Source organism: Candidatus Endolissoclinum faulkneri L5 (genome assembly GCF_000510265.1).
In the GTDB taxonomy this organism is placed as follows: Bacteria; Pseudomonadota; Alphaproteobacteria; order Thalassobaculales; family Thalassobaculaceae; genus Thalassobaculum; species Thalassobaculum faulkneri_A.
The window spans coordinates 529786-543374 of record NZ_CP006745.1; the positions used below are offsets into that span (position 1 = coordinate 529786).

Here is a 13589-nt window from a genome sequence, read left to right on the forward strand (position 1 = left end):
TCTTTTTGTACAAAATATACTATACTACAATGCCTATATACTATCGCTTTTATAAAAAATTATTGGTTTTATAATACAATTTTTGACAAAAGCAACTTTAATATCAAAAATATTAATTTGACATTAAGCCTAATTTCAGGCAATCATCAAATTTTTTACTTATCAGGACTTATTCTAGAGTATTATCTGTTTGAGCGACTCTTATTGCATCTTGTAATCTGTAGAACAGATCAATGCTTTACTTGTAAAGTAAAGCATTGAAAATTAACAAAAATACTCAGAAATTGTCTATGATTTATCGTTCTTTATACTTATAGGCAATTCATAAAGGCTAATTACTTTCTCTCTACTAATAAATTTGCTACAAAACTAATAATTACTTTTAATGCTTTGCGCTGGTATAGAAAAATAGCTGCAGATAATTGAATATTTTAAAAGAAAATGACTTAATTGACTGTTAATACTGTGTTTAGATTGAAAAGTTTTAACAAACTAAACCAAGCTTAATTTAGATTCGCTAGCTTATTAAAGCTGCTGATCATGAATAGATTCTCCAGCCTTCGTCGGCAAGATATGAATTAATTATCTTTAATTTTAGCAGAAAAGTTAACAGTATAATAACAAAGATACTAACATTGCACTTTGCTAATGAATTAGTTAAATATAGTGTGTTACTTTTTTGGAATATAAACTAACTTTCTTAATTGGATGTTAGCAAACTGCTACTGGCTATAACTTTAATACTAAAAGATTAGCGCAAATGTTAATTTAGACTTTTTATTAATGTAGTATACGAAGCCTTTTTAGCTAATATACTAAAAATAGCTTCTTACGCCAGATCAGTTTTGTTTATAGAATTTTATACCCCTACAGTCTGTAGATGATGATTTATCCCAGTATTGTTTAATTTCATTATTGAGTGATATAAATTTTTTATTGTTATAAATAAATTACGGTAAGTCAGCTAAAATATATTGTCTAGCTGTAAAATTGACTTTTATTTTATCATCAAGTTTTACCAGTAATTGATAATTATCAGTAATTATAATTTAATATTAAGCTCACTTGATATGTTGCTAATGACTCATATTATCCCTGATATTATTTATTGTACAGCATTCACTGCAGTTTATCAGTAAATAATTTTACTGATAAACGTCAATCAATATTATCATACTATAGTTATATACTAAAATAATTAGTTCAGCGTACGATGCTCGTATTTTTATTTTCTTCTACAATGAAAATTGTTGATAAAAGGACACCTTATTTATATCTCTATAGCAAAGATTTATTCTTAAAATAAAGATAATTCTTATACATTAGCTATCTAGCTTGCTTTATTGATATGATAATCATTATCTATTTTTATTTCTTTATGCAACTATATTTAGATTATATGTTTAATTTTGTTTAACTTTTAAAATAAATGATTCTATGAATGAGGCTATTACTAGTTTAATTTTAATCTAATTAAAGAAGTTCATTTATTCTACTAGCAAGTTCTTTAATAAAATTAAATACCATTTATATTTAGCTCATTATCTAAAACAGTTGCTTTTACTTAATCAACGACAAAAATGTTGCTTAACAATAATTTGTTTCTAAAAAACTTTAGCCGTGCTGTGGATAGGCAAATAGAATGATCTAAGAAATTGTGATGTAGCTCTGATTGCCCCGTCTTAGTATTTATAGGCGGCGCTAAACTATTTCAGCGCTAGCTTTTCTGAATCAATCCCAACTATTGATCCGATTGTGGGGTAACCTGCTGATGCTATTTGTGCAGAAAGTTCGTTTCTAATTCTCATAAATAAACCTGCGCCATTATATACTAGAGCTGAATAAAGCTGCACGAGAGATGCACCAGCACGAATTTTAGTATAGGCTGTTTCCGCACTTTCTACTCCGCCAGCACCAATCAATACTAGACTATTTCCCGCTATTAGTTTTGCTTGAGCTAGTATTCTGGTAGATAGTTCGAATAGCGGACGGCCAGATAGGCCCCCAGGTTCATTGCTTAGTTTTGAACGCAAAAATGTGGGACGAGTAATAGTAGTATTGGAGATGATAAGTCCTGCTATACCAGCACGTACTGCTGTATCAATGATTGCTTCAAGCTGTCCTTCTCCCAAATCAGGTGCAATCTTCAGAAGTATAGGCGGAGTATTTTTATATTCTGCAGAGCTCCTAGCCTCAATTACTGTATCTAATAATCTACTAAGTGCCTCCTTTTTTTGTAGGTCACGCAATCCAGGAGTGTTTGGTGAAGATACATTAACCGTAATATAATCAGCTAATTGTGTAAACTTTCGTACACAGTGATCATAGTCATTAACGAAATTAATAGTGTTCTTGTTAGCTCCAATATTAATTCCTATAATTCCCGTGTGCCGCGATTTACGGCACAAGCGCCGAAGAATAATCTCGCTGCCTTCGTTGCTGAAGCCAATGCGGTTAATTATTCCTGCATCTTCGCGTAGCCGAAAAATCCTGGGTCTTGGATTACCTGGCTGAGGACTTGCTGTAATGGTGCCAATCTCAACAGCTGCCGCACCTAGTTTTAATAGTGCATGCCAGCATTCAGCATTTTTATCGAAGCCAGCGGCTAAGCAAACTGGGTGTGGAAAATTTATCCCCATCAGGTTCTGGGAAAGGTTGGGGAAAGTTTTAGAGCGGTCTACTGGCGCTATTCCAGAGGAAAGCCCGCATATTGTAATACGATGAGCAATTTCTGGTTCAAAATAATTCAGAAACGGAATTGCAAGATCAAATATAGGCATATTCATATGAATGATATTAACCTATTGGAACATTTCTATAAATAATAACGGATTATCCCTAATTAAGGATAAAATAGGAGCTGATAGTAGTCTTAATCATCGTCATATTTATATTCTTTTTGTCCAAAACTGTATTCCCAGTTAATCAATTTTTATTCTACCAGTATATTAAAACTACGATGTATTAAAGAGATATTTGATTTAGCAGGGATATTGAAAGTCAAGCGTAATTATTGTATATCACGTAAGATACAATTTATTCTATTGATATAACTGCAATATATTGATTATTCTAATACTGCTATACTATAAGTCTTGTAGACTAGCTTTAGGAAGGTTAGTCTGCGATAATTACCGACGATGTAGTTAAATTGATATTTGAAACAGATAATTTACTTAAGTTATTATTAATTTAAGTTTTGATTATAGGTTAAGAGGCTTATAGGCATCAATTGAATTGAGCAAAAAAAAACAATTGCAAAGTTTAGAATGATTACATAGGTATTAAAACGATTATAGTACTACTTAGTTAAATTATTTAGTTGCTTTGATTTGTCAGGAACTGTTTAAAAATGATTAATGATCTATTGCTATTGCGTTATATATAGTGAAATTTTAGTGCTACACTTCCTCAAGCTAATTTGCTTTATGTTTCTATATTTTCTACTTTGATCTATTTGTCAACTGATTTCAATCAAAAAAGCATAGGTTTGGGCTTGTTATCTTTTAATTTAACGAATGGAAAGGTATGAACTATATTAGTAATATAAATTTGCTTTAAAATATCAATTTTATTACAACTAAATAGTTTAGATGAATGATTTTTAATTTTATTCTACTGTAGAATAAGGAATCTGTGTAGGTTTTAGGTAAAAAATAGCAGAGAAGCAAGGGAATTATTTTTTATTTCACTCTATGATGGGACTATATTTGCTAATATATTGTCGTTAGTTAAGAATTTTATCGATTAAGCTTAAGTGGCTTAATGTGTATGCTAGTTCATAAATCACAAATATTATTTAGCAATCCTACGATTGAATTTATTTAACTTGTTCTTAGCGCTCAATGAATTAAGCAAAGACTGGAACGCTAACTTACAGTATACCGGTAGATATATTGTATATTATTTGCTATTTTGACTCTTTTACTATCATAAATATGTTTATTGTTGTTGTTTGATAAATCTAACTGAAAAACTCCGCTTACGTCTGTCATAGCGTCTATTTTAATGTTGTACGATTTGGATAGTAGATTTAGATAATTGAGTTAGTTTAAAGACTTCAAGATGTGGCTTATTTCAGTTTAAAAGCATTATCGAGCACAAGCAATAAGGTTAATTTTGCTACCTTGCTTAAAATGCAGGTGAGAAAAATTTTTCAGTATATTGCTTTGTAGATAGCAGGAAATGTAATACCTTTACTTATATTGAACTATTCAGGATTATTTAAGTCATGTTTTATGAATTAAGTAAAAATTTTTAGAAAAAGTTAATTAAGATATATGTATATTTGAGCTGCTAATAGCAATATGTTTTAGTTATACTTTCATCAAAAATCAGTAAATTGTTTTCCAATATTTATTTTAATAATTGAGATTGATTGCTAAATCAATCTCAATTATTAAAATATTGACTCTCCTAATTTAACTAGGTTATATTTTATATAATTACTGTTATATTTTATATAATTACTGTTATATTTTATATAATTACTGTTATATTTTATATAATTACTGTAGTTATTGTACCTGATGTTTTAACTTAATATTGTAGTGGTATTGACAGGCGACAGTTTGTTCGTTATAGCGATGAGAAGTTCTATTACTAGGGTCAGTTATTAATTTAGCTCAGGCGGAAATTTTTCTTCATAAATAATTATTTATCTATAAATTTAACTTGCATTAAGCACTCTTTTTTCGCAATGATTTATTTTTAATAGTCAATTTATTACTTGGTCGTTAGTGTGAAGTTCATTAAATCATGTTATACCATCAATATAGTATGATTTAATTAAAACGTATTAATTGCTCAACTTGACATTGCCAACGATTAGTGTTAGCATTCAGCTGGATAAATTTTAATAAATAATCAAGTAAGGGTACTTAAGTGGCTATAAAGATAGTTTCTGACTCTTCGTTTTGCGAAGAAGTTTTAAAATCTGATATTCCTGTGATAGTTGATTTTTGGGCTGAGTGGTGTGCTCCTTGCAAAGCAATCGCTCCATCATTGGAAAAAATTTCCGATGAACTTAAGGAGCAGGTGAAGATTGTTAAATTAAATATAGACGATAATCAAAAAACCCCAGTTACTTATGGCGTGCGTGGTATTCCTACTTTAATAGTTTTTAAGAATGGGAATATCCATGCTAAGAAAGTTGGTGCAATGTCTGAATCCCAGTTAAAAGATTGGATTAAAGGATTGATATAAAAGTAATAAGCAATTGCGGGAATTTTTGCTTTTTCTATGCAAAAATTTGCTTTTAGGTAATTATTTTCAATTAAAATGCCAATCCAGTATGCTTAACTTGTTATTTCGGTTCATTTAAATTATAGATAACCTATTTTAGCACTAGAGAAAATTGTACAACAGATGCCTTTTAATTATTCTTTGCTAAAACATGGCCTGCAAGATATAATGAGCCAGTAATGAGAACGCGGCTTCGTTTTTCTTTATTCGATCTTATGATTAACTCTAAAGCTTCATTTAGGTTTTTGCAAGCTGTAACTATCATTTTAGCTTTTTTTTGGGCTATTTTTGCGATTTCATCAGCTGACAAGCTTGATTCTTCGCCTGGAATGGTTACAGCTGAGATGCTTTTTAATAGCTTAGCGAATGGACTAAGATAGTCGTATACTGATTTGGTTTTGAGCATGCCAATGACAAGATGCACAGGCTCTTTAGGGTTTTTTGCACACCAAGATGCTACTTGCCTGGAAATTACGCGGCTAGCGTCAGCATTGTGTCCACAATCTAACCAGAGGCTCCAGCCGCTTGGTAGCATATCTACTAACGGTCCGCTTGTTAGAACTTGCAATCTTGCTGGCCAATTTACTTCAAGCAAGCCACGTGCTCGGTCTTTAGTGATATTGATAAGTTTATCTGATACTATTTTTGCAATCGTTACTGCGACAGCGGCATTGTCAATTTGATGCTCGCCTAGTAAGGATGGCAAAGGCAATATCTCCGATTCACCTTTTATTGTTATCACCATTCTATTGGCATCGCATTTGACAGTGTAATGACGATCAAAAACATTAATCGGTGCTTCAAGCTCAGCTGCCCGGTTGGTTATTATATCTAGCGCACGCGAGTTCTGAGGACCGATAATCACTGGTACTTTAGGTTTTATAATACCAGCTTTTTCGAAAGCAATTTTTTCTATTGTATTACCTAAAAAACTTGCATGGTCAATTGATATCGTAGTAATTCCGCTAACTAGCGGCTGTTCTACAACATTAGTAGCATCTAATCGACCACCAAGGCCAACCTCTAACAATAACACGTCTGCAGGCACCCGGGAAAATATCAGGAAAGCTGCTGCGGTTACGATTTCAAATAAAGTAATAGGTTTGCTAGAGTTCTTTGCTTCGCATTCCTCAAGCACAGAGCAAAGTAATCCATCATCAATAATGTTTCCAGCTAGGCGGATTCGCTCATTAAACCTTACCAAATGTGGTGATGTATAAACATGCACGCGATGACCAGCTGCCTCCATAATTGCTCGCAAATAAGCTATGACTGATCCTTTTCCATTCGTACCCGCTACATGGATTACTGGTGGAAGAGCATGATGTGGATTGCCAAGATCTTTCAGCAAACGTTTTACTCGATAGAGTGATAAATCAATTGTGTTAGGATGAATAGCCTTAAGGCGCGTAAGTATTACATTCCAAGCTTGATTCTTACCGATAGATAGTTGGCTATCAACGTTTATTATAGTATCCCCCTAAGAAAATCCCAATCAGACCTTATCATTGTCTGCAATATTTTTGTGCTTTACTCCTGCATTGTTATCTTGATCCGACAAGCTTGCTTGTGGATACGGTAGAGCTACTAATTTATCTGCTGATTCACGGAATATCATTAGTCTAAGCAGTTGTCCTAACGTAGCCTTTAGCTCACGTCGGTGCACAACCAGATCAATCATGCCGTGTTCGCGTAGATATTCTGCCTTCTGGAAGCCTTCAGGAAGTTGTTCATGGATGGTTTCTTGAATTACTCGTTGGCCTGCAAAGCCGATGATCGAGCCTGGCTCTGCAATATGCAAATCGCCAAGCATAGCGAAGGACGCTGTTACTCCACCAGTGGTAGGGTTTGTTAGCACTACTATAAACGGTAGATTATGCTCTTTTAGACTATTGATAGCTGCGACAGTACGTGGCATTTGCATAAGTGAGAAGATGCCCTCTTGCATACGCGCTCCTCCAGAGGCCGGAAAGACTATAAGGCTAGCATCTTCTATTTCAGCTAGTTTAGCGGCTCTAACTAAAGCATCTCCTACACTTGTGTTCATAGAGCCGCCCATAAAGGAGAAATCGAATACGGCGCAAACAACTCGTGAATTTCCTATTGTGCCCTTAGCTACGATAATTGCATCATTACGCCCAGCTTTTGCTTGTGCTTCTCGTAGACGTTCGTTGTATTTTTTGCGATCACGAAATTTTAGAGGATCTGCCTTGGTCTTCGGCAGATCTATTATTTTATAGATCCCTTGATCAAATAGAATAGCAAGCCGATCTACTGCACTAATCCTTAGATGATGGTCGCATGAAGTACATACTTGAAAGTTTTCCTCCAAGTCGCGATGAAATAGTATTTGTCCGCAAGATGGACACTTAGACCATAGTTTATCAGGTATTTCACGAGTGCTGACCCAGGCTTTAATTTTTGGCAGGACCGAGCTGGTAAGCCAGTTCATTGCTACCTATCTCCTTATCTATTCCAGGATTTGCGTCATGTTATCTGCTTATTCCTAATCTATTAACATCTTTGTGCTCTTTTTAGATTATTATGAAGAATATTATTAAAGACATTAATCTTATAGCGTTTTCATTAGTTATTCGAGGGAGATTAGATTCGAATTATTCAACTAAAGTTTACGAAAATTCCTACTTTGATTATCGTTTTTCAAGCGGTTGAAGCGATTAAAAACATATTACGCTACATTATTATTTTCTATAATGTAACCTTTATTTTTGATATCAAGGCAAATGATTAAGTGGTTTAGTTTGATATTTTTGCAATTGATTTATTTACTAATTATGATGTTAACACAATAATGAAAATTTCTTTTTTACCTCTAGTACGCAACCTTTATTCTTGCTATTTAGTGTAAATTAGACGATTATTTCAGAATAAATTGTGCAATTATGCTAACCTACGGCAAATGCTAGGTAATTTGTTTGCTTACTTGATTTAAGGCAGAATCTAATAGATAATAAAATAATTTTATGTATGATTATTTTATTTGGAGCAAAAATTCTTCAGTAGAAGGCAGATACTCTATCCATAAATCTACGAAAGCCATTTGTCATTTTCTTTTTAAGTATAATTAAAATCATAACATTAGGAAACTTCTCTAGATTATAGCTCTGGCTATAACATTATTGTTATCATACCTTGATAATAACTTAGTCGCGTAAAATTGATTCGATGGATTATAAAAACAGGTGAAATAGAATTCATCAATCAGGCTTTCATTGAGCTTATTAATACATTAGATAAGATTTCTTATGATTATCTATTAAGTAAAAATCGAATGACAAACAACAATAGTAATTATTGCTCATCTCTGAGCAAGTTCGAAAACTTTTGATATAAAAAGCATATATAATAGCATACATTCAACATTACCGTTAAAATTATTTACAAAAGGAATGGCTTGCTATACTCTGTCGAAATATTTATAGAGCACACAATTAAAACCTAAAGATAGTTTTTTGATATTTTTTACGTAATTTTTAAATTAATGCAATCAGCAATTATAAATTAAACACATTATATTCAGCAACATTTTAGAAAAAGTTTTCTAGGCCAGCGGTCTATCCGTAACGAAAAAATATTATCATTGCTATAAACATTAAGCGTCATCAGAATCCTTGTGAATAAAGTTTAAATCATTAGAGACAAAACGCCTAATAAAATACTATCTGAGATACAGATTAGATGTACTTAGGTTTAGCATATTATCTTGACAATCCTCAAATAGCTAACCATTTTATCAAGGAATTAATCTTCAGTAAGCTACAAATTTTAATCATAAAATGCAAGTATTGGCGGTAAGTTATATAAATTTTCCTAAATATTTTAGATAAGAATCCTTGCTCAAGTTAGGTTATTGTAGTTTTGCTATGTGTAAGAGAATCTATATGCGAAATCTCAAAGTAAGAAAATAACTTTGTTCAATAAAGTAAGTAGAGTAACATAATAAAAATTATTAAGATTATGCATCTTAGGTGAAGTCAGCGCTTATATATAATCCCTGATTATAGTATGCTATAATGATATTAGCAAGCAAAATGCATTACGCCAGATTGCTTGTTGCTAACCACTAAGAGTATCATTAAGAAGCGATGAAATTTGAAAAATAATATTTAAGGTACAAGACTAAGTATTTATTTTCGCATCCTCTGCTTCGCCGATCGCCATGTACTTATTACGGCGCTCTTCACGTAGAAGATGGCCTTCACGACCTATTAATTCGTTTAAGTGTTGGTCGATTGCCTCTTCTACTGCGAGCAGTGCTCGATTATGGTCACGGTGTGCGCCACCAAGTGGCTCTTTAACTATGTCATCAATGACACCTAATTTTTTAAGATTTTGTGCAGTTATTTTTAGTGCATTAGCTGCTTCCTTGGCGTGCTCAGCTGATCGCCAAAGAATTGATGCACAGCCCTCTGGCGATATCACTGAATAAATCGCGTGTTCCAACATTAATACCTTATTACCTGCAGCGAGCGCTACTGCGCCACCAGAGCCACCTTCTCCTAAAATAGTAGCGATCAAAGGCACTTGTACGTTAAGGCATGTCTCGATTGATCGAGCAATAGCTTCCGCTTGACCACGCTCTTCCGCATCGATTCCTGGATAAGCACCAGCAGTGTCGATAAAAGTTAAAATTGGCATCTTAAAACGATCAGCAAATTTCATAAGTCTTCTAGCCTTACGATAACCCTCAGGGCGAGCCATACCAAAATTGTGGCGGACACGTTCCTCCGTAGTGTTTCCTTTTTCAGTGCCGATAACTATAACTGAGCGTCCCTTAAAACGTCCTATACCACCTACAATCGCTGGATCTTCGGAAAATAATCGATCGCCTGCTAATGGAAGGTATTCGCTGATTATATGGTTAATGACAGCCTGAGCGTGGGGACGTTCAGGATGACGTGCAATCTGCACTTTCTGCCATGGCGATAGTTTTTGATATATAATAGTAAGTTGTTGTTTAATTTTTGTTTCTAGCTTAGAAACCTCTTCGGCGATTTTCAGTTCATTGTCACTTGGCAGGTGTCGAAGTTTTTCAATCTTATACTCCAAATCAGCGATCGGTTTTTCAAAATCAAGGAAATTATGCATATAATAAGTATACTCCCTAATGCTAAAGTTCATCAAATTAATACTAGTATTTTCCCTCAAGCGTGACCAGTGTTAATTTTTCTATTACTTTATTGAGTAGCTGTAAAATCATTTAATCATTATAAGGTTTTCGTTTAATAAATTTAAGTCTGGATTTTATTAATTATAAATTTATATGCTTGCAACTATTGGTAGGTAACAATCGCAAACTACAAGACTCATGTTTATATAACGTAATTTACTTCCAATAATTGTTTGAGGCTAAGCCAAAGAAGTTTTTTGTTTTTAGTAGAATTGTAATTTATGGGAAAATACAAAAGCGATTCAGCTAAAGCTGTTACTTGCTAGTACAGGCAAGAATGTGTATAAAATTAGCAGCTGTAATCGGCGGTTGTTGGTAACAAATTATTATTTCAATTACATGATTAACAATTCATATTTAATGATAAATTATTTTTTAATATTGCTCGCCGACAAGTCGGACAAAACTTTAGCTTGTAACGCATATAAAAAATTTTGTAAAAAGATAATAAAATTCGTGTAAGTACGAATAATAAATGTAACTTTTTCAAGTGGCACATTAATCATCAGTTATTATTTTTAATAATTAATCTTAAGCTTGTTGACTAAGCGTAACCATCTCCTTTTAAAAAATTATATTAAATAACGCAGACTTGCTTAAAATTTTTAAATAGACTTGGATCATACTATAACCAATTCAACTGTAATAATTAAGCATGCTCGGCTACAACTTACTTTAATCTAATAAGATATTATTATCTATGCTGAATCAAAGTAAATTATATCATATGCGAATGCCAAACAACTAGTATCTACATTAGGTTATGATCTAATCTACATTGCGTATAATTAGATTGCCGCTATTTTAATTTCTAGTCGAGTAGCGAATTTTAGTAATACTGCTTAATACAAGAATAAAGTAATTGAAAGGATTACATATGCTATTTCATCCAGATGATCGGATTGCTCTCTTTATAGATGGAGCTAACCTCTATTCTGCTGCGCGGTCGCTGGGATTTGATATCGATTACAAACGTCTTCTCGACCTATTTGTCAGTAAAGCCCGATTAATTCGCGCATTTTATTATACAGCAGTGCTTGAAGATCAGGAGTATTCACCAATTCGCCCGCTAGTTGACTGGCTCGATTACAATGGCTATACCCTAGTCACTAAACCAGCTAAAGAATTTACTGATGGGACGGGACGTCGCAAAGTGAAGGGAAATATGGATATAGAACTTGCTGTGGACATGATGGCAATGGTCGACTTAATCGATCATGTAGTTCTTTTTTCTGGCGATGGTGATTTTCGCTCGTTGATTTCTGCCGTACAAAACAAAGGAGTACGGGCTTCAATCGTTTCCTCAATTCGAACTCAACCTCCTATGATTGCCGATGAGTTGCGCCGTCAAGCAGATCAGTTTATTGAACTAGATCAGCTTGCTGCTGATATTGAACGTATTCATCACCTTAATAGAGGAGATCAACCGCAAGATCAATCTAGTCCATCTCTTGATCCTTATATAGAGCCTTATAATAATCTTGACGAAGATTATATTGAAGAGAATGATTGCATTGACAATAATCAATCTGAGATAGTCAGCCATACATTGCATAGTAAAAGTGACTGATACGACTTGTTATTGTTGTGGTTTTTTCAATGAAAAAAAAGAAAGTGAGCGACCCTCCGATCGATTGTTTACTTTGTCCACGATTGGTAGCTCTTAGACATGAAAGCAGGATACTATATCCTCATTATTATAACGCACCCGTGCCGAGTTTTGGTGATACCAATGCGCGGCTTCTTGTGGTTGGAATGGCTCCTGGATTAAGAGGTGCAAACCGTACAGGAAGACCATTTACTGGAGATTACGCTGGTGATTTGCTTTACAGCACTATGCTAAAATTCGGCTTTGCAATAGGTAATTATGATAAAAGGCTGGATGACAATATTTTGCTAGTTGACTGCCGAATCACCAACGCAGTTCGTTGTGTGCCTCCAAAAAACAAGCTAATAAGCTCAGAAATTAACAACTGTTGCTTTTTTCTTAAAATGACGATTAAAGAGATGCCATATCTTAAGGTGATTATAGCGCTCGGCTCTATTGCACACAGTGCAACGTTATCTGCACTTGGTTATAAAAAGTCATCAAATAAATTTTCTCATAATATGTTTCATAGTTTAAAAAATGGTCTTATATTAATCGATTCTTATCATTGCTCACGTTACAATACGCAAACAGGTCGACTGACCAAAAATATGTTGCACCAGGTCTTTTCACAAGTTCACAATTTGCTTGCTTCGAGATAAAATATTTGCTTGGGTTAATTTTTTTTGTTTAAAAGGAGTGTTTTTCCTAAAAAACAAGACTGATATCTTTTACCTAAAGACTATATAGAAATGAATTTCTCAGATGATAGCTATATGTTGATAGTGAAAAATAATTTATGACTTATTAAAAATATCTAAGAGTAAAGATTATATTTACTCATTTGTTTCACTAATATGGATAATGACATAATAATTTTTTATACTATGTTCCGAATTAGCATAAATAAATGTAGATTATATAAAAGTATACGATTGTTAGAAAGGCAACATAATAAATCAAGATTAATAAAAATTATTTTTATTGTAAATGGTTGAATGAAAACTCACTTATCTCTTGATAAGGCTGTATTCCTTTTTAGGAATGACTGTATCATTGATATTGGGATGGCTTTATCTGTTTTTTCTTAAAAGCCGAGCTTGTCGGCGTTCCCAATCTCTTTTTTTAATTTCTTGACGTTTGTCAATTATTTTTTTTCCTCGAGCAAGACCGATTTGCAGCTTAGCAATACCACGATCGTTAAAATATATCGATATTGGCACCAAAGTATAACCTTTTTGCCGCACCATTCCGAACAGTCGTTCACGCTCTTTTCGATGAACTAGTAACCGACGCACGCGACGTGGATCGTGATTGCATACTCCTCCCGGTTTATATTGTGGAATATGCGAGTTAATAAGAGCTAATTCACCATTGTCATCGCCAGCGTATGACTCGTTAATTGATGAATTACCCTGACATAAAGATTTTATCTCAGAACCAGTCAGTATAATACCAGCTTCAATAGTATCTTCAATCACATATTTGTATTTTGCTCGCCGATTGCTAACAATTTTTTCGTACGCACTACGCCGCTCAGCCATGGCAAAACCTCCCTTACTCTTG

At 33.5% G+C, this 13589-nt stretch carries 8 protein-coding genes; 3 read left to right on the forward strand and 5 right to left on the reverse strand.

Going from position 1 to position 13589, the window contains the following annotated elements:
- Positions 1-1706 precede the first annotated feature (1706 nt).
- On the reverse strand, positions 1707-2786 hold the full coding sequence (locus P856_RS01580; protein WP_044214847.1) for a quinone-dependent dihydroorotate dehydrogenase: 1080 nt from the start codon (positions 2784-2786) through the stop codon (positions 1707-1709).
- Positions 2787-4884: 2098 nt separating this feature from the next.
- Between P856_RS01580 and trxA the strand changes: the two genes are divergently transcribed.
- Positions 4885-5205 carry a thioredoxin gene (gene trxA, locus P856_RS01585; RefSeq protein WP_025300424.1) on the forward strand — a complete coding sequence of 107 codons (321 nt, stop codon included), beginning with the start codon at positions 4885-4887 and terminating at the stop codon, positions 5203-5205.
- Positions 5206-5374: 169 nt separating this feature from the next.
- Here the strand turns inward: trxA and P856_RS01590 are convergent, their stop codons facing one another.
- The 3 genes from P856_RS01590 to P856_RS01600 form a co-directional block, all read right to left on the reverse strand.
- Positions 5375-6715: a Mur ligase family protein gene (locus P856_RS01590; protein ID WP_044214849.1), complete on the reverse strand. Its 1341-nt coding sequence runs from the start codon at positions 6713-6715 to the stop codon at positions 5375-5377.
- A 24-nt stretch (positions 6716-6739) separates the two neighbouring features.
- A complete protein-coding gene (gene accD / locus P856_RS01595) occupies positions 6740-7696 on the reverse strand; it encodes an acetyl-CoA carboxylase, carboxyltransferase subunit beta (RefSeq protein ID WP_025300426.1) in 957 nt (318 codons plus the stop codon).
- 1688 nt (positions 7697-9384) lie between these two features.
- Positions 9385-10353: an acetyl-CoA carboxylase carboxyltransferase subunit alpha gene (locus P856_RS01600; protein WP_025300427.1), complete on the reverse strand. Its 969-nt coding sequence runs from the start codon at positions 10351-10353 to the stop codon at positions 9385-9387.
- Positions 10354-11312: 959 nt separating this feature from the next.
- Between P856_RS01600 and P856_RS01605 the strand changes: the two genes are divergently transcribed.
- Positions 11313-12005: a LabA-like NYN domain-containing protein gene (locus P856_RS01605; RefSeq protein WP_025300428.1), complete on the forward strand. Its 693-nt coding sequence runs from the start codon at positions 11313-11315 to the stop codon at positions 12003-12005.
- A 29-nt stretch (positions 12006-12034) separates the two neighbouring features.
- A complete protein-coding gene (locus tag P856_RS01610) occupies positions 12035-12685 on the forward strand; it encodes a uracil-DNA glycosylase (RefSeq protein ID WP_025300429.1) in 651 nt (216 codons plus the stop codon).
- A 411-nt stretch (positions 12686-13096) separates the two neighbouring features.
- Here P856_RS01610 and smpB read toward each other — a convergent pair whose 3' ends face one another.
- Positions 13097-13567, reverse strand: a complete 471-nt coding sequence (smpB, locus tag P856_RS01615) for an SsrA-binding protein SmpB (protein ID WP_025300430.1) — start codon at positions 13565-13567, stop codon at positions 13097-13099.
- Between the last annotated feature and the right edge of the window lie 22 nt (positions 13568-13589).